Source organism: Kushneria sp. EE4 (assembly GCF_977968315.1).
Genome location: NZ_OZ386212.1, coordinates 675961 through 696312, shown reverse-complemented (window position 1 = coordinate 696312; position 20352 = coordinate 675961). Strand labels below are relative to the sequence as shown.

Below are 20352 nucleotides of genomic sequence, written 5' to 3'. Positions count from 1 at the left end.
GAGCAGGATGTTACGTGTCGATCAGCTGCTGGTCGCCCAGGCGCTGGTTCGTTCACGCACGCGCGCCCAGCGCCTGATTCGCCACGGCCGGGTGCAACTGCTCGGCGAGGGCCCGCCGCGCACCCTGACCCGCCCCGGCGAAAAACTGTCCGAAGAGAGCCGGTTTCATGTCGTGGAAGACCCCGAAGAGCGCTACGTCTCACGCGCGGGACTCAAGCTCGAGGCGCTGCTTGCCGCCACGAACGTGACACTTGAAGGACGCACGCTGCTGGACGTGGGCCAGTCAACGGGCGGGTTTACCGACTGCCTGCTCCAGCACGGCGCCGCATGCGTGATCGGTATCGAGGTGGGTCACGACCAGCTGGACCCGCTGCTGCGTGAGGATCGCCGCGTGCAGTGTCTGGAGGGCGTCAACGCGCGTCGCCTGCCCATGGAGCACATCATGGCGCTGGCGCCCGAAGGGCTGGCAGGCGCCGTGATGGACGTTTCGTTCATTTCCCAGACGCTGATCGTGCCGGAGCTGGCTCGGTTGTTACCCGAAGGCGCGCATCTGCTCAGTCTGGTCAAGCCCCAGTTCGAGCTCTCCCCGGAGCAGATCGGCAGCGGCGGCATCGTGCGCGATGCGCGCCACTATGCGCAGGTCGAGACCCGCCTGCGCGCCTGCTGCGAGCAGACCGGCTTTACCCTGCAATACTGGGGCGAGAGCCCGATCACCGGCGGCGACGGCAATCGGGAGTTTTTGATGCACGCCATACGTCACCACGACTGATTCCGCTCAGGGCAGCTCACCGGGCGAAACATCGCCCGGATCCCCGTCGTGTGCGCTGCTGGCATGCGGTGATGGACGCCCGTCCTGCACTGCTCGCTGCTGTACGAGACGCTTTTCGCCCTCTTCGTTGTGCAGCCACACATCCATCTGCTGAAAGGCCACGCGCAGACCGCTGGTTCGAAACTCGGCATCAACCCGGCGGTTGATCTCGTCGGTAACCACCAGCCGGTCGATCAGCTCGTTGACGAACACTCGCAGCTCGAAGTTGAAGGCGTCCTGGCTGTAGGCCATGCAGAACACCTGCGGCTCGGGATCTGTCAGCACCTTCGGGTGCTCATCGGCAATGCGACGCAAAATCCGATGGGCCAGGTCAAGATCGCTGCCGTGAGACACCCCGAAGGTCAGTACCACGCGCGTGATGTTGTCACTCAGCGACCAGTTGATCAGCTGATCGATAACGAAGGTCTTGTTGGGGATGATGATCTCCTTGCGATCAAAATCCGTGACCGTGGTGGCACGAATGCGAATCCGGCTGACCGTGCCGTGCAGGTTGCCCAGCGTAATGGTGTCGCCAATACGGATGGGCCGTTCGAACAAAATGATCAGACCCGAAATGAAGTTGGCAAAAATCTCCTGCAACCCGAAACCCAGACCGAGGGACAGGGCGGCCACCAGCCACTGAAGCTTGTCCCAGGTCACGCCCAGCGTGCCCAGCGCCGCCACGATGCCGCTGCCGACGATGGTGTAGGACAAAAGCGAGGTGACCGCATAGGCGCTGCCCTGCTTGAGATTGAGCCGGGAGAGCACCATGACCTCCAAAAGCCCCGGCAGGTTGCGCGCCATGATCATCATCAATCCAAGAATAAAAAGCGCCGTCAGCACATCGGCCAGCGTGACCACGTTGACGGCGCCACCGGCCGCATCGCCCTCCTCGATCTGACCGATGCTGACGTTATCGAGATAGGAAAGCACGCCCAGAAGATCGGCCCAGACCAGATACAACACGCTGATAAAGATCAAAAACAGAATCAGCTTGGACAGGCGCAGCGACTGCTGATTGACCTGCTCCATATCCAGCGGCGGCTCCTCGATCACCTCCACACCGCTTTCTGCAGCGCTGTCGCGCCCCTGGGCCCGACGACGCGTCACGGCGCGTCGATAGGCCAGACGTCTTGCCGCGACCGCCAGTCCCCTGACCACACTGGCCTCGACCAGAAGCCACAGCGCCAGAATATAAAGCGTCAGAATAAAGCGCCCGCAAAGGCGCAGCGCCGTATATTCGTAGCCAAAGAGGATCATGCCGATCAGCGCCAGCGGCACCATGGCAAGCGTGACACCCAGCAGCAGCCGGAAAAGACGCACGCCCATCCAGGGCACATGGGCAAGAATCAGACGCAGCATGAAAACGCTCATGCCCATCAGTCCCACCAGCATGATCAACAGCGCCAGCGGCTGTTCCGCCAGCCGGCTATCGGCCTGCTCGGCGATGCTTGCCACCACAACGACGGGCGCCACGCTGCAGCCCAGCCAGAAAATATTGCGTCGCAGCCGGTCAACGTAGGGCGCCGGCCAGTGGAAATGACGGGTCGCCACGCCATCCGGCACCAGCAGACGCCGGATAAGACCAAAGACCTGCAGCGCCAGCGCCAGCTGCAGCAGCGCCCGCCCCAGCGACACGGCAAAGCCCTCTCCCCCCAGCCACAGAGCAAGACCCACCGTCAAAAGCATCAGGGGAAGCGTTGAAGACAGCACCAGATTGAGCACGATCGCCCGGGGGGTGTGCAGCTGCGTGTCGCGCTTGAGACGACCGATCTGGTTATGCAGCTCCAGCAGATAGGCCTTGATACGCCTTCGGAAAAAGGCCATCAGGCCGGCCACGATCAACAGCGGCACCACCAGCAGCGCCCGCGACGAGGGCAGTACCCACAGCGACCCCAGCGTCTGAAGCCACTCTCCGCCCAGCAGCTGATCCCCGAGGCGCTCCGGGAGATCGGCCAGCCATGACAGCCCCAGCGGCTGCCCGTTGGCGACCCAGAACAGCTGCTCTTCGATGGTGTCACGTACCGAGCGGCTGATGTCCAGAAGCTGCTGCTGGTTGAGCTGGACATCGATCGCCCGGCTCAGCAGATTGCCGTATTCCCGGTCGAGCTGATCAAGCAGATCACGGCGCATTTCCAGTGTCTGCAGTAACGCCTGATGTGCTCGAGCCGACAGAGGCTCTTCGCGTTCAAGCTGATCCTCGATATAGCGTGACGGGTTGGCCAGCGCCTGGCGCGACTGGCCGATATCGAACTGGCGCAGGCGCAGATCGCCGATTTCTTCCTGCAGACTGCGCTGATTCTCGACATTCGGCAGTGATCCACGCTGCTGGCGCAGCACGCGTGACAGCAAAAGACTGCCACGCAGGGCCTGAATCTGCTCGTTGAGCGTGCGCTCGACCTGACGCACCTGCTCAAGACGGGCCCGGGTGTTGATGCCATCGCGAATCATCGTATTGGCGCGATCCGTGGTGCGCAAAAGCTCCCGGGCCAGCGCCTGGTTCTGTGCACGGGCTTCATCTACCACCGGGTCGCTGATCCGGTCGTTATCCCCCATGTGGGCAGCTTCGGCGATGGCCTGCTCGGAAGCATCCCGACGCTTTTGACTGATGGCTTCCTGCAGCACCAGCAGCGCGTTCTGGTTGATATCGATCTGGCGCACCAGAAGCTCGCGGTGCATCTGATTGACGTCACGCAAAATCGTACTGTTGGCGAGCTGGCGCTGGCCCAGCTCGATCCGGGCATCCATCAGCGCCATACGCACATTGATGAGCTGGCGCCGTTCGCTGCTCGGCGCATCGCCATCGCCGGAATCCATCGAATCGCTGAGCTTTTGCTGCTCGCGGCGGGCATCGCTGATGGTGGCCTGCACCCGTTCCGGCAGGGTCTGAGCGCTGATCAGGGCGCGGTTGACCTCGCTGAGCTGCTCCTGCTGGCGCTTGAGATCCTCGAAGATGTTGCCCAGTCGCTGCTCGAGCTGTTCCAGCGAGCTGTTGCCAAGCGCCTCACTGTCCAGCGACTGGTCACTTTCCAGCCCCTGAAGCTGATTCTGATACTGGCGCCGCTGTCGGTCGGCCTGATTGACCCGATTTTCGAGGGCTGCCTGCTCCCTTTGCGTGTTTTCCAACGCCTCAAGCGCTTCAAGCGTTTTGTTCAGCGTCTCCAGCGCCTGCTGATCCGCCGCGCTGCGCGGGTCATTGCCTTCGAGCTGTTGTATCTGCTCATCAATGGACTGACGAGACGCCATCCCCTGCTCACCGGCCATCGCCCAGGGCGTTGCCAGCCACAGAATCAATACCATTAAAATCAACACGCCTCGGTATGCCGAGGCCTTGACGGGTGTTACCACGCTGGCCATACCCCACATGAACGAACATCTCTGGATTAGAACTTCCGGTGTAGACATAATATCGATCTACCTGGAAATAACTAAAACACTATCCGCCACTGCCGATAATCAAGGCCATCTCGACCGGGCCGCTGGTGTTATCAAACATGTCGAATTCAGGGCGCCATGATAAGCTCATCACGACGTCTGTCACCTCTGGAATGGATCTATATGACTCATTGTGTTCAACGTCTGGTAGTGAAGTCTTTGCTCGTGGGACTCATGACAGGCAGCGCGCTGGCCGGTGCCGCAGAAAACGATACCGATACCGTCGCCATGCAACGGGACAAGGAAAGAGAAGCGCTCGAGCGCCAAGCGACGATGAATCCGGTCGCGATCACGGTATACAAGCGTAATTACCTGATGCCCTACACCTATAACGCCCGGCCCAACGCCGATGCTTTCAGAGAAATTACCGAAGACAGCGATATTGACCGTGGCGAGGTAAAGTTCCAGTTCAGCGTCAAGGTAGGACTGATCGACGACGTTTTTGGTGATAACGGCGATCTCTATTTTGCCTACACCCAGCGCTCCTGGTGGCAGGCCTTCAATGGCGATGCCTCGTCACCTTTTCGCGAAACCAATTATGAGCCGGAACTTTTCATGAGTTTCGACAACAGCACAACGCTTGGCAGCTGGACCAATACGGCCAATCGTGTCGGCCTGGTCCATCAGTCCAACGGCCGCTCGGATCCGCTGTCACGCAGCTGGAACCGCATCTATGTCGATAGCATCTGGCAAACGGGCAACTGGACCGTTTCCGTGGCGCCCTTCTGGCGCATTCCCGAATCCGCAAACGACGATGACAATCCGGATATCGAAAATTACGTTGGCTATGCCGACATTACGACAAGTTATCTTTTCAGCAATCAGCATGAAATCAGCTGGCTTGCCCGTGGCAATCCGGCCAAGGGCAATTACGGCAATCAGATCGATTACTCGTTCCCGTTGCATGGCAAGATTCGCGGCTTTTTACAGTACTACGAAGGCTATGGGGAAAGTCTTATCGATTATAATCACTATAATCGCCGGATCGGCCTCGGCTTTTCGCTTAACACCTCATTTCTGGGTATCCCGGACACCATATAACGGCGTTAATCGACACATAATGTTTACGTTGATGCCAACGCCCAGGCTGCTATGATGATGAGGCAACTTTATTGTCAACGGAGGGACATAGCATGGCCATGAAGCCTATCAAGGGTAATGAAAACGAAAGCCAGGAGCAGCTGCGCGAGGATCTGCGTCAACTGTCCAGCACCATTGAGGAGTTGATGCACGCGACTGCCGACGACTCTCGTGAAAACGTGGCCCGCCTTCGTGAACGCGCAGAAGCCAAGCTCGTGGAAACTCGTGAGCGACTGTCGGCCAGTGGCGAACGCGTTCGTCATCAGGCGCAGGACAGCATGGAATGCGCTGACGAATACGTGCGCAGCAACCCCTGGAAAAGTGTCGGCTATGGCGCAGCACTGGGTGTCGTGGTAGGCCTGATCCTCGGTCGCAGCTGATGTCTTCCGGTAGCGGCCCGGCCGAACGCATTATTCTGGTCGCCCGGCGTCTTCTACGAAATCTTCTGGATACCGGCGAGACGCGTCTGCGTCTTGCCGTTATAGAGCTTCAGGAAGAACGCGCCAGGCTCTTTTCTCTGCTGTTGCTCTCGGGCATCGCTCTGATGCTGTTTGCCTTTGGCATCGGCATGCTGATGCTGCTGATCATTGTGGCCTTCTGGCAGGACCATCGCCTGCTGGCCATCGGCATTGCAGCCGGCGTATTGATCCTTTCAGGTCTTCTCGTCGCCTTGCGTGTGCGCTCCATTTCGCGTGAGCCAAGCCTTTTGCGTTCAACGCTTGCACGCTTTAGCGAAGACAAGGAACTGCTGGATCAGACTCGTATCGACCACACCCGTGTGGGAGAACGCCATGAAGAAAGATGAACTGGCAGCCCGGCGCCATCGTTTTGAACAGCGCATCATGCAGGAGCGCCTTCAGATCACAAGCGCCGTGCGTGACTGGCGCGAAGCAACGGCCCCGATCGATCATGGCTGGCAGCAGATTACTCGTCACAAGGGCCCCATTCTGCTTGGCTCAGGACTTCTCGTTACCCTGTTGTCACGCAACAAGGGACGAGTCGGCCGACTGTTCAAGCGATCTGTCGTGGTTTATACGATGGCACGGCGCGCCAGAAAGATGATCGGTCGCTAGACATGATCATGTTGTTGCAACAACAGCGTTTCCCTGTGCGCAGGTTCTATAGTGCCTGCGCACAGGCATATCCCGATGCCCACGCCCACTGAAAGTTGAACCCGCCCAGCTGCCCCGTAACGTCCAGAGCTTCACCGATAAAGTGCAGTCTTGGCCGGTCATGAACCGCAAAACTTTTCGATGAAATGGCACGGGTATCGATCCCCCCAATGGTAACTTCTGCCGTTCGCCACCCTTCGGTGCCTGCCGGTTTGATCGTAAAGTCCGCAATCTGTTGCGACAGCGTTTCGAGTTTCCGGTTGCTGTAGTCCGCCATGACGCCGGACAGCCCCAGCCACTCTTCCAGCGCCTGAGCCAGCCGTTTTGGCAGATGCTCGCCCAGCCAGCCACCAAGCGTTCTTTTGGGCGCATCCTGACGCACCCCCTTGAGCGTGGCAGCCAGATCATCCACATCAGGCAACCAGTTGATGTGAACCGTCTCACCGCCCTGCCAGTGACTCGATGCCTGCAAAATAGCAGGCCCCGAAAGCCCACGATGCGTCAGCAGCGTTGCATCACGATAGCGCCCATCCCCGCAGCGCACGATGGTCGGTGCAGAGACCCCCGATAGCGCCGCCATGCGCTCCTTCCAGGGCATATCCAGCGTCAGCGGCACCAGTGCCGGACGAGGCGTGATCACATCAAGCCCGTACTGACGAGCAAGGTCATAGGCAAAGCCGGTCGCGCCCAGCGTCGGGATGGAGAGTCCACCGGTGGCAATGACCAGCTTGTCCGCCAGCACTCGGCCGGTCGAGGTCGACAGCACAACACCTTCATCTCCGGCATCCACACTGTTGATGGATGTCGACACCCTGAGCTCGACCCCGGCCCACTGACATTCGGTCAAAAGCATGTCCACGATCGGCTGGCTGGAATCGTCACAAAAAAGCTGACCCGGCGCCTTTTCGATCGGCTCAATACCGTGACGCTCGACCATTTCCACGAAATCATTCGGCGTATAGCGCTTTAATGCCGAAATGGTGAAGTGCGGGTTGCGCGAGAAAAAATGGCCGGGGGCCGTCGCCATATTGGTGAAATTGCATCGCCCGCCGCCCGACATCAGGATCTTCTTGCCGGGGCGCTTGACGTGATCGAGCAACAGGACCCGTTTGCCGCGATAACCGGCCTGCAGGGCGCACATCATGCCTGCGGCACCGGCACCGATGACCACTACATCCCAGTGATTCATTCGCTTTTCATCTCTTCATCAAACACTGCATGGGCCTTTCAATCAAAAAGAAAGGGGCCGCAAAAGCGGCCCCTGTTCACTGAACCTGTCAAAGCCCTAGTCGGCGGGTGGCACGGGTGTTTCCACATGACCACCAAACTGCTGGCGCATGGCAGACAGCAGCTTCTCGCCATACGTATTATCGCTGCGCGAACGAAATCGCGTAAAGAGGGCGCTGGTCAGCACATTGGCAGGCACGGCCTCTTCAATGGCCGCCTCGATGGTCCAGCGCCCTTCACCGGAGTCGTTGACCTCACCACTATACTGCGTCAGCTCATGATCTTCAGACAGGGCGATCGAGGTCAGATCCAGAAGCCAGGAGGAGATAACGCTGCCGCGACGCCAGAGCTCGGCGATATCCGCCAGGTCAAGCTCATAGCGCTCGCCTTCGGGAAGGGTCTCGAGATTACGGTTTTTGAGGATATCAAAGCCTTCGGCATAGGCCTGCATCATGCCGTATTCGATACCGTTGTGAACCATTTTGACAAAGTGACCGGAACCGACCGGACCGCAGTGCAGATAACCTTCTTCGGCACGGCCGTCAAAACGCTCGCCTTCGCGCCCGGGCGTCTTGTCGATATCACCGGTGCCCGGCGCCAGGGTCTGGAAAATGGGATCAAGTCGATCAACGATCTCCTTTTCGCCACCGATCATCAGGCAGTAGCCGCGCTCACGACCCCATACGCCGCCGGAAACACCAACATCAACGTAGTGAAGATCCTTTTCGCCGAGCTCACGGGCGCGACGCACATCGTCCTTGAAAAAGGCATTGCCGCCTTCGATCAATGTATCACCCGGCTCAAGCAGGTCGGACAGCTGACTGATGGTGGACTCGGTAATCTCTCCTGCCGGCAACATCAACCAGATGCTGCGCGGCGCGGGCAGTTTTTCCACCAGCGCCTTGAGGGAGTCCGCACTTTCGGCCCCATCCTTTTGAAGCGCGTTTCGTGCTTCATCGCTGGTATCGAATACGGCGCATTCGTGACCGGCGTCCATCAGACGGCGAGTAATATTGCCGCCCATTCTGCCCAGACCAATAATTCCTAGTTTCACTGTCGCGCTCCCGTCTCTTTGCGAGCCGGACCGTCAGGCCCGACCACGTCAATGTCGTGATAACGAGTCTAACAAAGGCGCCTGTTTCCTGCCTCTCGCCACAACTTGCGCCAGACAAATCCTGATAGCTACCGACTATTTAACGCCTTGCCACTATGCCGATGTGTTCGAGCTTTTATATGAGTCTTAATGCGGCCATGCGGGCGCGCACCATGGCACAGAGCGGGCATTCATAAAGCGCAGGCTATCCGTTAACGTAAACCTACAAGTTACGTTGTATGACTTAAACAATCATTAAGTAACAATCTTGCTGACATACCCGTCACCACAAGCCCAAAAGTGGAGTGCTCGCTATATGCATCGGGAAAAATTTATTGCTCTTGACTGGTTGCGTTTCGCACTGGCGATCTATCTGGTGCTTTTCCATACCCTCAAGGAGTATGGCGACATCAAGGCCATACAATGGATTTATAGCAGCATGAGTCTGGGATTTTATTCCACGAGCACCTTCTTCGTACTGTCCGGGTTTTTGTTGGCGCACGTCTACATTGGCAGAAACCAGGGCCGTAATCTCGACTACAAGCGCTTCTGGATCAAACGCTTCGCCTCGCTTTACCCTATCCATATTCTGGCGCTGATCATTGTTTTGCCGCTGGTGGTTGCCAACGCCGGTGGCATCACGCAGATCACGGTGACACCCAATACCAATGACTGGGCAGAAGGCGGCAATATTGCCTCGCATATGCTTGGCATGGGCGGCTTTATAAGCAATATCCTGCTGCATGTCAGCCTCATGCATGCGTGGAGCCCGTTTTACACCACATTCAACTTTGCAACCTGGTCGCTTTCGGCCCTGTTTTTCTTTTATCTGGTGTTTCCCTTTATCGGGCCCGCTCTGGCGCGCATTCATCGCCCGCTGCTGGCACTGGTTGCCATCGGTCTCATCTACGCTCTGCCGGCGCTTTACATGTTCATGACGGGGACCAATGACAACGTGGTGGCACATGGCATCATGCATCGGAATCCGTTGCTTCGTCTTCCGGAGTTTCTGGCAGGCGTTGTGCTGCACCAGATCTATCTGCGTCACAAGCTGCTGATGGCATCGCTTTTCAGTGCGCGCGGCACACTGATTTCGCTGGGCTTCATTGTGGGCTGCTTTGCCTTGAGCGCCTGGATACATGCCGAAGTCAGGGGTGGCTGGTACTACCTGCTTCACAATGGTCTGCTGTTGCCCTCACAGCTGCTGCTGGTGCTGATGTGCGCCTGGTTTCAGCCCGACAGCAATACCGCTCAGGCAAAGGTGGCTACACGGCTGGGCGTGGCATCGCTTTCCATCTTCGCCCTGCACACCCCGCTCAACATGATTTCTTCCAAGATCGAGAAGCTGATACTTGGCGCCATCGAAATGTTCACCACCCAGGCACCTGTTTCCGTATCGTCACTGCTGAGTCTGGCTGGCGAACAAACGAGGGAGCTCTGGATGTATCCATTCTTTCTGGCAGGGGTCGTGGTGGTCTGCGTGCTTTTCCAGGAACAGCTGGTCAACAGAGCGCGTACGATCGTTCAGGAACGGCTTTTGGACAAAAACAAGAACAAGCGCGGTCGACCCGGAATGTTTCATGGTCATGCCTGATCGGGATAAACACTCTGGATCACCGGGATCGATCAAGGCACACAGACCAGGGATCTCTAACTAAACTTTAGTTACCAAAAGCAACACATTATGTAACAATATAGTCACGTTGGTGGTGAACAACCACGACGTTATTTTCAGGCCGGCCACGCACCCTCGCAGCCGGCCTTTTTTTATGCCTGAAATTTACAGCGTGTCTGCCTCTGTCTCAAAAGCCGCTTGAAAAGATGCAAAAGCGGGCACATCCCTGTGCAGAAGGTTTTCCGTGACCGTCCAGGCGTCCTGCCCGAGGACAAGTATCCGACATCCTGTTTAGCGATATTTGATACACGTCAAGGTCACACAAAGCGTTACCGTTTGAATACGCCGTCATCATCCACACCGTTTGCTGCCTTTCGGGCCGGCTGCCAACCCGGGTCGCAATAGCTGCCTCAACAAACGCTCATCACCGTCATGGCTTTCGGTAGTGATACCCTTTTGGAGTTAGCCGACAAAGGAGAGCGTCATGTTTCGTGCCATCGTGATTACCAGGACAGAAGATCAATCCACGAATGCAGCGGTGACCGAGCTCGCCCCTGAGACGCTACCTGAAGGGAACGTGCAGGTGCGTATCGACTGGAGCACGCTCAATTACAAGGACGCCCTGGCCATGACGGGCCGGGGCGCAGTCGTGCGTCAATTTCCGATGGTGCCCGGCATCGACCTTGCCGGCGTGATAGAGCACAGCGACAGCGCTGACTGGTCACCCGGTGATCGCGTACTGGTCAACGGTTGGGGCATTGGTGAAAAGCACTGGGGCGGGCTGGCACAGAAGGCGCGCGTAAACTCTGCCTGGCTGACACGCCTCCCTGACAACCTGAATGCCAGACAGGCCATGTCGATCGGTACCGCAGGATACACGGCCATGCTGAGTGTCATGGCGCTGGAACGCCACGGCCTGACACCCGATCAGGGCGACGTGCTTGTCACCGGCGCCAGCGGCGGCGTAGGCACCTTCGCCATCATGCTGCTGGCAGGGCAAGGCTACCGAGTGGTTGCCGCCACCGGGCGCACCGAAGAGCAAAACTACCTCAAGGCGCTGGGTGCCTCGGAGATCATTCATCGCGATGAGCTCTCTGCACCGGGTCGACCTCTGGGCAAGACACGCTGGGCAGGCGTGATCGACTCGGCAGGCAGCCATACGCTGGCCAATGCCTGCGCTCACACGCATGAAAACGGGCTGGTCGCTGCCTGCGGTCTGGCTCAGGGAATGGAGTTTCCGGCCACCGTGGCACCGTTCATTTTAAGGGGCGTCACGCTTTTGGGCATCAACAGCGTTACAAGACCCCAGACAGAGCGCCAAACGGCCTGGTCGCGACTGGCCAGCGAGATCGATACCGATATGCTTGACACCACAACCAGGGAAATCGGTCTTTCAAACGCCATCAGCGCCGCTGACGACCTTCTTGCCGGCAGGGTCCGTGGCCGACTGGTGGTCGACGTTAGCCGTTAGGACTCGAGAAACAGATCAGAGGTCGATGCATGAAAAAGGCGCTCGGCGAATCACCGAGCGCCCCAGAGTCTTGCCCTGCCTTTGCTACTTGATCAGCTTTCCCCAGTCATCGTCGGTTTCTTCCACAACGACATTGATCATGCAGCGATGAAGATCCGACTGTTCATCACTGACCTGATACTCAAACAGGCGACTTTTCACCCGACCGGCGAAGCTTTTTTCCTCGACACCAACATGGTTGATGCGCACGTAATCACCCACGGCCGGCAGAGTCGGCGGCTTCGCCGTTTGCTCGTCGGTAATCTGAACGGCGTCGCCGGTATCAACCGGTTGCTCGGCGCCCTTTGGAAGGTACTGATAGTTGAAGAAATAACGCATGGTCTCTCCCGAGTCATCTGTCTGCTTCTCAAGAATGGACCGGAAACGCGCTGTCGGACAGGAGGATTTTCGTTACGCCACCGGTAACAACCTTATTACTCTGGTCGCGCTGGCCGTGAAGACACAAAAAGGACAACCAGGTATTGGCCTGATTTTTTTGCCAGGGTGTCTCGAATACGAAATCCTCAACGGCGAAACGCCCTGCTCTTCAGCACGCCGGAAACGCCCTGTCGTCCGGTCCAGCCTTCCAGACACGAAAAAGCCGGCTACAGGAGCCGGCTCATTCTGAATTTGTGGCGGAGGGGGAGGGATTCGAACCCTCGAAGCCTTGCGGCTTACACACTTTCCAGGCGTGCTCCTTCGACCACTCGGACACCCCTCCGCATTGTCATCCGCGCAGGATTACCTGCGAGAACGGCGCACATCCTGACATGATGGCTTGGTGATTGCAAGCACGGATGCGCCTAAGTGCTGATACGTTCGACAAAATCGGCAGGATCGAGCGATTTCAGGGATCGATCGCCCCGGACACAATGACCCAGGTATAAAAACCCCACGAGCTCATCGTCCCGACCAAGCCCCATCGCCTGATGCACATGCCGATGATGGGCAAAATCTCCCGTACGCCACATGGCACCCAGCCCCTGGGCATGTGCGGCATAAAGCATGGCATGCGCTGCACAGCCGGCCGAAATGACCTGCTCGATGCGCGGCACCTTGTGGTTGGCTTTTACAGCCGCCACAACGGCAATGACCACCGGCGCTCGCAGAGGTTTACTGCGCGCCTTGTCGAGCGTTTTGTCGCTGACGTCAGGGTTATCCGCCTGCTCGGCACGCGCAAACAGTGCGCCGAGCGTCTCACGCCCGGCGCCTGTGTACTCCATAAAGCGCCACGGACGCAGCTCACCGTGATCCGGCGCCCGCAAAGCGGCGCGATAGATCATCGACATCTGCTCGGCGGTAGGCGCCGGCCCGTTCAGCTTGCCGTGGGACTGACGGTCCAGCAGCAGTGCCGTGGCATCCATGTGCATCTCCTGTCTCACTGACGCATCAAGCGCAGTGTCTTGATCGGGGTCTCGCCGGGCAGTGACCGCCAGGGGCTGATATCCAGTCCGCCGCGGCGCACGTAGCGCGCCATGACCAACAGCTGGTCCGGCTCGGCCTCGCGCAAAATGTCCATGAACATGCGCTCGACGCAGTGCTCGTGAAACTCCTGATGCTCGCGAAAGGAGATGATATAGGCCAAAAGCGCATGATGATCGAGCGCCGGGCCGCGGTAGCGGATCAGCACGCTGCCCCAGTCGGGCTGACCGGTAACCGGGCAGTTGGACTTGAGCAGGTGCGAGTGCACGGTCTCTTCGACAATCTCGTTGTCGGTAATGATCAGCTCGGGATCAGGCTGATAGGTATCGACTTCGACCTCGAGATCGTCCAGGCAGAGACCGGGCAAGCGCCCGGGGGCCAGTGCCATGTCATCCACGCCAAACAGCGTGACTTCCACTTCGGCATCCACTACTCGCGACAGGTCCTGCCTGAGCACCCGGCGCACCTCAACGGAAGAAGCAAATCGGGTCTGGTTGAAGCTATTGAGATAGAGCTTCCAGGACTTGGACTCGATCAGGTGAGTCGAGCCGGCAGGCACTCGAAAGCGGGCAATGGCTACTACCGGCTTGCCGGTCGGCGTCAGCCAGGAGAGCTCAAAGGCCTGCCACTCGTCTTCTCCCTCGAAGGGCAGATCGTCCTCGTCAAGATCCAGCGACGCCCGATTGACACTGCGCGCGATGGGATACAGCAGTGACGGGTCGTACTCGGTGATGTAGGCACTGGTCTGCCCCAGTGGTGCATCTGTCAGGTCGTCGCTCATGATCAGCTACGCAGCCCCTTGCCACGGCGCAGCAGCCATATGGCCGCGGAGAAGAAAATCACGATAAACACCGCGATGGCTCCGACAGCTGCGCCAACATTGATATCGGAAACGCCAAGAATACCGTATCGGAACGTGTTGACCATATACAGAATCGGATTGATCAGAGAAACGTTCTGCCAGAACTCCGGAAGGGTGTGAATCGAATAGAACACGCCCCCCAGATAGGTCAGCGGGGTCAGCACGAAAATGGGCACGATCGAGATGTCGTCAAACTTCTTGCCCAGCAGCGCATTGATAAAGCCGCCGATGGAAAAGAGCACGGCCGTCATGATCACTACCAGCACGGTCAGAATCGGATGCTGAATCTGCAGATCGGTGAAAAAAAGCGACACGGCCGTGACGATAATGCCTACCGCCAGCCCGCGCGCGGCACCGCCGATCACAAATCCCGACAACACCAGCCAGTTGGGCATGGGCGAGATGATCATCTCTTCGACGCTGCGCTGAAACTTGCTGCCAAAAAACGAGGACGCCACGTTGGAGTAGCTGTTGGTAATGACCGACATCATGATCAGACCGGGCACGATGTAATCCATGTAATCGACCCCATCCATCTGGCCGATACGTGAACCGATCAGATTGCCGAAGATGATGAAATACATCGTCATCGTGATGGAGGGCGGCAGCAGCGTCTGCGGCCAGATCCGCATGAAACGGCGAATCTCGCTGCGCACGATGGTCCATAGCGCCACCAGCTTTTGTCGAGCGTTCATCAGCGAATGCCTCCCTGCTGCCCTTCTGTCCTGTTGCTGCCTTCCACCATGCGCACAAAAAGCTCCTCGAGCCGGTTGGCACGATTGCGCATCGAGACCACCTCGATATTCTGCTCGCTCAGCCGCGCAAAGGCGTCGTTGATGCGCTGCCCCTTGTCGACCGACAGCGTCAGCTGAGAGTCATCAAGGCGTTCCACGTCAAAGCCTTCGATGACCGGACACTGCGCTACCGGTGAGGCCAGATCCAGCACGAAGGTCTCGCGACTAAGCTGTCCCAGAAGCTCTCGCATACTGGTGTTATGCACGATTTCGCCGTGATTGATGATGGCGATATTGCGACACAGGCTTTCCGCCTCTTCCAGATAGTGCGTCGTCAGGATGATGGTGGTGCCTTCCTGCTCGTTGATGCGCTTCATGTACTCCCACATGCTGCGGCGCAGCTCGATATCCACACCGGCTGTGGGCTCATCGAGAATCAACAGTTTCGGCCGATGAATCAGGGCACGCGCGATCATCAGACGTCGCTTCATCCCGCCGGAGAGCATTCGCGCTGCGTCGTGGCGCTTGTCCCACAGCCCGAGATCCTCCAGCAGCTGATGAGCGCGCTCCTCGGCCTGACGGCGCGGAATGCCGTAATAGCCGGCCTGGGTCAGCACGATATCTTCAACCTTTTCAAACTGGTTGAAGTTGAATTCCTGGGGTACGACACCGAGATGATAGCGGGCACGGGCAAAATCACGGTCAACGTCGATGCCATAGATCGACACCTCGCCTGCGGTTTTGCGCACCAGCGAACTGACCACCCCAAGCGTTGTGGACTTGCCGGCGCCGTTGGGACCCAAAAGCGCGAAGAAATCGCCCTGGGGCACTTCCAGATCGATACCCTTGAGGGCGTGAAAACTATTGTCGTAAACCTTGGTAAGGCCTCTTATGGAGAGGGCAGCAGGCACAGTCAGAACTCCATGACGATCGAAAATATCGCCGCAAATGCACGTACCAGAAGGTGTGCTACCTCACCCCGTCAGGACAGGGCAGAAAAGGCGGCGATAGAGAAACGCCCCGAAAGGGGGTGAAATGAAAGCATCCCTTGCTGAAACGCCATGGTCCGGCGCTGACAGGGATGCGTCTTGCCAGGCAGCAATAATAGTCGAACCCGCAGCGGTCAGCACTGTTCAGCTACAAAAAAGCAGACAACAAACCCTGCCCTGCATGAATGTGCAAGGGGCGATACATCAAAGCGATATGCAAGGGGAAACAAGAAAGCCGGGTGGCGTCCCATAGGGGGTTCGAACCCCTGTTACCGCCGTGAAAGGGCGGTGTCCTGGACCACTAGACGAATGGGACGTATTGGCTCGATCAGAAAAACCGATCAGACCTGTCTGTCAGGCAATGATACGGATTATTTGATCTTTAATCGAAAATGGAGCGGGAAAGGAGATTCGAACTCCCGACCCTCGCCTTGGCAAGGCGATGCTCTACCACTGAGCTATTCCCGCTTGAAACAAGAAGTGGCGTCCCGTAGGGGGTTCGAACCCCTGTTACCGCCGTGAAAGGGCGGTGTCCTGGACCACTAGACGAACGGGACGCATCTGGCGCGAAAAAGGAAATCGATCGGGCTGGCATTCCAGCTTACGATTCTGCTGCTTTACGCTACCAAAATTGGAGCGGGAAAGGAGATTCGAACTCCCGACCCTCGCCTTGGCAAGGCGATGCTCTACCACTGAGCTATTCCCGCACCGGTCATCAATGAAGCGAGTGGCGTCCCATAGGGGGTTCGAACCCCTGTTACCGCCGTGAAAGGGCGGTGTCCTGGACCACTAGACGAATGGGACGTATCCGGTTCGCCTCACCGAGTGGCGCGCATATTACCCATGCAGCGTAGATGTGTCAAGCATGTCTCATGACATCAGAATCACTTTTATCGATTTGCCCGGTTTCGGCAAGGCACTCCCCTCTCTGGTCAGGCAGCGTCCCTACCAACCTGATATCTGGCGCGTTTTTTGCATCAAGTGAAACTCACTCACAAAACGCAGGTGCCTGATGTCCTTTACGCGTCGAAGATTTTTAAGCGCTACAGCCGCGTCTACCACGGCAGGCCTGACCATGGGATTTCCCCGAATGAGCAGTGCGCAGCCCCGAGACGACCAACAGGCGCCGGCCACCACCGACTTCCAGCCCGCCGCGGCCTTCAACACACAGCGAAGCTACGGGGGCGGCAGCTGTGTCGCGCCACACCACCTGGCGGCCAATGCCGGGCGCGACATACTCAAACAGGGCGGCAATGCCATCGAGGCCATGGTGGCGGCAGCCTCTGCCATCGCGGTGGCCTACCCGCACATGAACGCGCTGGGTGGCGACGGCTTCTGGCTGATCAGTGAACCCGGCAAGGCGCCGGTGGCCATCGATGCCTGTGGCAACGCGGCCGGACTTGCCAGCACCGACTTTTACGCTGGGCAGCCAGGCATTCCGGAACGGGGGCCCAAAGCTGCCCTGACCATGGCAGGGACCATCAGCGGCTGGCAAAAGGCGCTCGATATTGGTGCAGACTGGGGCACACCCTTGCCACTGGGCACCATCATGGGAGATGCCATTCGTTACGCCGAACAGGGCATCGCTGTCTCCAGAAGCCAGGAAGCGCTGGCACGCAAACATTTTGAGCGCCTGTCACAAAGCCCCGGCTTCAACGAATCCTTTTTGATTAACGGTGAAATACCTCGTGAAGGTCAGCGTCTGCGCCAGCCACGTCTGGCCGCCACGCTGCAACGCCTTGCCGATGCCGGGCTCGATGATTTTTATCGCGGCGAGCTGGCCCGCAGCATGGCAAAGGATCTCGAGTCGCTGGGCAGCCCGCTTCGCCTGCAGGACTTTCACGACTACCAGGCACAGGTGGTCACCCCGCTGGAAGTCGAGCTCAACAATGCCACGCTCTACAATCTACCTGCACCGACCCAGGGCATGGCCTCGCTGATGATTCTGGGCCTCTACGAGCGGCTCAACATCGACAGCGGCGAAGGCTTCGCCCATCTGCACGGTCTGGTCGAGGCCACCAAGCGCGCCTTTATACTGCGGGATCAATACATTACCGACCCCGAGCGTATGACAACGAGTCTCCAGACGCTTTTAAGCAGTGAACGCCTGGATCGTGAAGCCTCGATGATCGATCCGCAAAAGGCGCTGGCCTGGCCACACACGCCCGAGCCCGGGGACACCATCTGGATGGGGACGGTCGACAGCGAAGGCCGCTCGGTCAGCTTTATCCAGAGCCTTTACTGGGAGTTCGGCAGCGGCGTGGTGCTGCCCGAAAGCGGCGTTTTGTGGCAAAACCGGGGCGTGAGCTTCTCGCTGGACCCGGAGGACCTGCGGGCCCTGGCGCCGGGGCGTAAACCGTTTCATACCCTCAACCCGGCACTGGCACGCTTCAAGGATGGGCGCACCATGGTCTATGGCACCATGGGGGGTGAAGGCCAACCGCAGACCCAGGCCGCCATTTTCTCGCGCTACGCCCTGCACGGCATGCCGCTGCAGCAGGCGATCGCAGCACCACGCTGGCTGCTGGGGCGCACCTGGGGCGAAAGCAGCACCAATTTAAAGCTGGAGTCGCGCGTCTACACGCCACTGGTCAACGAGCTCAAACAGGCCGGCCACGACGTGGAAGTCCTGCCCGAGACCTTTACCGACACCATGGGCCACGCCGGTGCCATCGTGCACCATCCTGACGGTCTGCTGGAAAGTGCCCACGACCCGCGAAGCGATGGCGGCGCCGCCAGCGTCTAAATGGCATCCTGTCACCCGATACAGCGATGAGTGATACGGTTTGATTCATGTCACTGCCGCGGACAGGCGTGCGCCGTTCTATCCTGATAGGATGCCGGCCTGTCCGGGCAGCCGTCTGGCTGGCATGAACAAGGACCGAGGAGAATGTCATGGAAAAGGTACACAAAAGCGACAGCGAATGGCGCGAGGCGCTCACCGACGAGCAGTATCGCGTGACCCGTCAGGCGGGCACCGAGCGCCCCTATACCGGCGACTACCAGGTCGAGCCCGTCCAGGGCATCTATCACTGCGTCTGCTGCAATGCCCCGCTGTTTGAAAACGAGCACAAGTTCGAGTCGCACTGCGGCTGGCCGAGCTTCGACCGGCCGCTGGCCGATGCCGCGCTGGAAGAGCACACCGATGACACCATGGGCATGCGCCGCATCGAGGTCACCTGCCGACGCTGCGATGCCCACCTGGGCCACGTCTTCCCTGATGGCCCGCGTGATACGACCGGGCTGCGCTACTGCATCAACTCGGTGGCCATGACGTTTCATCAGGGCGAATAGCCCGGGATATCGTGATGGCCGCGTCGAGCGCTTCGGCATCGACGTCTGACAGGGTACACTGCGCGGCCATCATCGCGGTGCGCGCAGTGTGCCCGCCCAACTGCATGGCAACAGGAGAAATTTATGCTGGGCTGGTTCCCCGGGCATATGAACAAGGCCAGACGCCAGATCAGCGAAGCCCTGCCCGAAATTGATGTGGTCATTGAGGTGCTGGACGCGCGTCTGCCCTACTCCAGCGCCAACCCCATGCTGGGGGATCTGATTCGTCACAAGCCGTCGCTCAAGCTGCTCTCGCGCGCCGACCTGGCCGACCCGGCCGTCACGCGGGAATGGATCGAGCACTTTGACGCCCAGCCCGATGTGCGCGCCATGGCCGTGGTGACCACCGACACCCGAGCGCTCAAACCGCTCTACAAGCTCTGCCATGAGCTGGCCGGCCATATCCGTGAAGACCGTGATGTTCGCGTCATGGTGATGGGTATCCCCAACGTTGGGAAATCCACCCTGATCAACACGCTCGCCGGCAAGAAAATTGCCAAAACGGGCAACGAGCCGGCCGTCACCAAACGACAGCAGAAGATCCGCATCGGTCAGCGCATTGCCCTGACCGATACACCCGGCGTGCTCTGGCCGCGCATCGAAGATCAAAACAGCGCCTACCGACTGGCCGCCAGCGGTGCCATTCGTGATACCGCGCTGGAATACGTCGATGTGGCCTCCGTGGCAGCACTGGCGCTGGCGGCGCGTTATCCCGACGCCCTTCGATCGCGCTACAAGCTGGACGCCCTGGGCGATACCGGTGAATCCATTGTGCGTGAGATTGCCACCCGTCGCGGTGGCCTGCGTGCCGGTGGCGAAGTCGATATGCATCGCGGCGCCGAGGTGCTGCTGATGGATCTGCGCGGCGGCAAACTGGGCCCCATTTCGCTGGAAACGCCCGCCGACATCCCCGATGAAGCAGGCATTGAAGCCATGCGTGCCGAACGCGAGCGCTTCAATAAAGGGGAAAACTTTCTCGACGATGACGCCCCTGCCGAACAGTAATGTCAGCCCCGTGATACAGCGATGGCATCACGGGCAGACGGCGCGGTATGCTGGAATGACAGGCACCCTTTGATGTCTGTCATTTTTCATGGTTATGGCAGAACCACCGAGGCCGCTCTGCCGGCCG

Annotated in this window: 18 protein-coding genes and 6 tRNA genes; 10 read left to right on the top strand and 14 right to left on the bottom strand. The window is 58.8% G+C overall.

Annotated elements, in window-relative coordinates; translation table 11 throughout:
* The first annotated feature begins 7 nt into the window (after positions 1-7).
* Positions 8-769 carry a TlyA family RNA methyltransferase gene (locus ACXMYO_RS03125; protein ID WP_457809465.1) on the top strand — a complete coding sequence of 254 codons (762 nt, stop codon included), beginning with the start codon at positions 8-10 and terminating at the stop codon, positions 767-769.
* 6 nt (positions 770-775) lie between these two features.
* Here the strand turns inward: ACXMYO_RS03125 and mscK are convergent, their stop codons facing one another.
* On the bottom strand, positions 776-4108 hold the full coding sequence (gene mscK, locus ACXMYO_RS03120) for a mechanosensitive channel MscK (RefSeq protein ID WP_457807783.1): 3333 nt from the start codon (positions 4106-4108) through the stop codon (positions 776-778).
* Positions 4109-4417: 309 nt separating this feature from the next.
* Here mscK and ACXMYO_RS03115 point away from each other — a divergent pair, with 309 nt between their 5' ends.
* From ACXMYO_RS03115 to ACXMYO_RS03100, 4 genes are all read left to right on the top strand, one after another.
* Positions 4418-5284, top strand: a complete 867-nt coding sequence (locus ACXMYO_RS03115; RefSeq protein ID WP_438768385.1) for a phospholipase A — start codon at positions 4418-4420, stop codon at positions 5282-5284.
* Positions 5285-5376: 92 nt separating this feature from the next.
* Positions 5377-5703 (top strand): DUF883 family protein, encoded by a 327-nt coding sequence (locus ACXMYO_RS03110; protein ID WP_438766710.1) that lies wholly within the window; start codon positions 5377-5379, stop codon positions 5701-5703.
* Entirely contained in the window at positions 5703-6128 is a 426-nt protein-coding gene (locus tag ACXMYO_RS03105; protein WP_438766709.1) for a phage holin family protein, read from the top strand. The genes ACXMYO_RS03110 and ACXMYO_RS03105 overlap by 1 nt, the downstream gene beginning before the upstream one ends.
* Positions 6115-6396 carry a YqjK family protein gene (locus ACXMYO_RS03100; RefSeq protein WP_457807782.1) on the top strand — a complete coding sequence of 94 codons (282 nt, stop codon included), beginning with the start codon at positions 6115-6117 and terminating at the stop codon, positions 6394-6396. Before ACXMYO_RS03105 ends, ACXMYO_RS03100 begins: the two co-directional genes overlap by 14 nt.
* Before the next feature lie 46 nt (positions 6397-6442).
* On the opposite strand, the gene ACXMYO_RS03095 is transcribed toward ACXMYO_RS03100, so the two are convergent.
* Together ACXMYO_RS03095 and gnd are read right to left on the bottom strand one after the other, a co-directional pair.
* Positions 6443-7624, bottom strand: a complete 1182-nt coding sequence (locus tag ACXMYO_RS03095; protein ID WP_457807781.1) for an NAD(P)/FAD-dependent oxidoreductase — start codon at positions 7622-7624, stop codon at positions 6443-6445.
* Between the two features lie 96 nt (positions 7625-7720).
* Positions 7721-8716 carry a phosphogluconate dehydrogenase (NAD(+)-dependent, decarboxylating) gene (gene gnd, locus ACXMYO_RS03090; RefSeq protein ID WP_438766705.1) on the bottom strand — a complete coding sequence of 332 codons (996 nt, stop codon included), beginning with the start codon at positions 8714-8716 and terminating at the stop codon, positions 7721-7723.
* Positions 8717-9071: 355 nt separating this feature from the next.
* Between gnd and ACXMYO_RS03085 the strand changes: the two genes are divergently transcribed.
* Together ACXMYO_RS03085 and acuI are read left to right on the top strand one after the other, a co-directional pair.
* On the top strand, positions 9072-10349 hold the full coding sequence (locus tag ACXMYO_RS03085) for an acyltransferase family protein (protein WP_457807780.1): 1278 nt from the start codon (positions 9072-9074) through the stop codon (positions 10347-10349).
* Between the two features lie 505 nt (positions 10350-10854).
* The gene (gene acuI / locus ACXMYO_RS03080; RefSeq protein WP_457807779.1) at positions 10855-11841 is read left to right on the top strand and encodes an acrylyl-CoA reductase (NADPH); all 987 of its coding nucleotides are present in this window, start codon (positions 10855-10857) and stop codon (positions 11839-11841) included.
* Positions 11842-11925: 84 nt separating this feature from the next.
* Here the strand turns inward: acuI and ACXMYO_RS03075 are convergent, their stop codons facing one another.
* From ACXMYO_RS03075 to ACXMYO_RS03025, 11 genes are all read right to left on the bottom strand, one after another.
* Positions 11926-12219 carry a hypothetical protein gene (locus ACXMYO_RS03075; RefSeq protein ID WP_438766702.1) on the bottom strand — a complete coding sequence of 98 codons (294 nt, stop codon included), beginning with the start codon at positions 12217-12219 and terminating at the stop codon, positions 11926-11928.
* A 294-nt stretch (positions 12220-12513) separates the two neighbouring features.
* A tRNA-Ser gene (locus tag ACXMYO_RS03070) sits at positions 12514-12601 on the bottom strand.
* An 82-nt stretch (positions 12602-12683) separates the two neighbouring features.
* Complete coding sequence (locus tag ACXMYO_RS03065; protein WP_457807778.1) at positions 12684-13244, bottom strand: NAD(P)H nitroreductase; 561 nt, start codon at positions 13242-13244, stop codon at positions 12684-12686.
* 14 nt (positions 13245-13258) lie between these two features.
* On the bottom strand, positions 13259-14083 hold the full coding sequence (gene queF, locus ACXMYO_RS03060; RefSeq protein ID WP_457807777.1) for an NADPH-dependent 7-cyano-7-deazaguanine reductase QueF: 825 nt from the start codon (positions 14081-14083) through the stop codon (positions 13259-13261).
* A gap of 2 nt (positions 14084-14085) precedes the next feature.
* On the bottom strand, positions 14086-14859 hold the full coding sequence (locus ACXMYO_RS03055; RefSeq protein ID WP_438766698.1) for an ABC transporter permease: 774 nt from the start codon (positions 14857-14859) through the stop codon (positions 14086-14088).
* On the bottom strand, positions 14859-15809 hold the full coding sequence (locus ACXMYO_RS03050) for an ATP-binding cassette domain-containing protein (RefSeq protein WP_438766697.1): 951 nt from the start codon (positions 15807-15809) through the stop codon (positions 14859-14861). Before ACXMYO_RS03050 ends, ACXMYO_RS03055 begins: the two co-directional genes overlap by 1 nt.
* 318 nt (positions 15810-16127) lie before the next feature.
* Positions 16128-16203: transfer RNA gene (locus ACXMYO_RS03045), tRNA-Glu, on the bottom strand.
* 77 nt (positions 16204-16280) lie between these two features.
* A tRNA-Gly gene (locus ACXMYO_RS03040) sits at positions 16281-16355 on the bottom strand.
* Positions 16356-16368: 13 nt separating this feature from the next.
* A tRNA-Glu gene (locus ACXMYO_RS03035) sits at positions 16369-16444 on the bottom strand.
* 75 nt (positions 16445-16519) lie between these two features.
* Positions 16520-16594 (bottom strand) — tRNA-Gly (locus ACXMYO_RS03030).
* Positions 16595-16615: 21 nt separating this feature from the next.
* Positions 16616-16691, bottom strand: a tRNA-Glu gene (locus ACXMYO_RS03025).
* Between the two features lie 286 nt (positions 16692-16977).
* On the opposite strand from ACXMYO_RS03025, the gene ACXMYO_RS03020 reads away from it, so the two are divergent.
* From ACXMYO_RS03020 to ylqF, 3 genes are all read left to right on the top strand, one after another.
* Positions 16978-18633 carry a gamma-glutamyltransferase family protein gene (locus ACXMYO_RS03020; RefSeq protein ID WP_457807776.1) on the top strand — a complete coding sequence of 552 codons (1656 nt, stop codon included), beginning with the start codon at positions 16978-16980 and terminating at the stop codon, positions 18631-18633.
* 149 nt (positions 18634-18782) lie between these two features.
* Positions 18783-19181 carry a peptide-methionine (R)-S-oxide reductase MsrB gene (gene msrB, locus ACXMYO_RS03015; protein ID WP_438766695.1) on the top strand — a complete coding sequence of 133 codons (399 nt, stop codon included), beginning with the start codon at positions 18783-18785 and terminating at the stop codon, positions 19179-19181.
* A 123-nt stretch (positions 19182-19304) separates the two neighbouring features.
* Positions 19305-20225: a ribosome biogenesis GTPase YlqF gene (gene ylqF, locus ACXMYO_RS03010; RefSeq protein ID WP_457807775.1), complete on the top strand. Its 921-nt coding sequence runs from the start codon at positions 19305-19307 to the stop codon at positions 20223-20225.
* Positions 20226-20352: the final 127 nt, after the last annotated feature.